At 47.1% G+C, this 467-nt stretch carries 3 tRNA genes; all 3 read right to left on the minus strand.

The features are described 5' to 3' along the window. Position 1 precedes the first annotated feature (1 nt). Positions 2 to 77 (minus strand) — tRNA-Glu (locus BM607_RS21580). A 134-nt stretch (positions 78 to 211) separates the two neighbouring features. After that, positions 212 to 287 (minus strand) — tRNA-Ala (locus BM607_RS21585). A 104-nt stretch (positions 288 to 391) separates the two neighbouring features. Beyond that, positions 392 to 467 (minus strand) — tRNA-Glu (locus BM607_RS21590).

Raw genomic sequence — 467 nt, forward strand, 5'->3', positions numbered from 1 at the left:
TTGGTATCCCCTAGGGGATTCGAACCCCTGTTACCGCCGTGAAAGGGCGGTGTCCTAGGCCTCTAGACGAAGGGGACCCCGGACATATTAATTTGAACTTATTGTTCCCGTTTAACATCTACGGTGTCATAGGTACTCTCTTCTAAAGAAGTAAGGTGACCTCAAACATATTAATTCGAACTCACGTTCCTGCTTAATATCTACAGTAAATTGGTGGAGCTACACGGGATCGAACCGTGGACCTCTTGCATGCCATGCAAGCGCTCTCCCAGCTGAGCTATAGCCCCAAATTTTTGTCGACACTGCTAACTTTAATAGTATGCGTATCAGCAGAAATTTAGATTTTGTTCATATCAAACAACTCGTTAGCTATTCGACAGGAACCAATACTTGGTATCCCCTAGGGGATTCGAACCCCTGTTACCGCCGTGAAAGGGCGGTGTCCTAGGCCTCTAGACGAAGGGGAC

Origin of the sequence: Shewanella sp. SACH (genome assembly GCF_001887095.2) — a bacterium.
Taxonomy (GTDB): Bacteria; Pseudomonadota; Gammaproteobacteria; order Enterobacterales; family Shewanellaceae; genus Shewanella; species Shewanella baltica.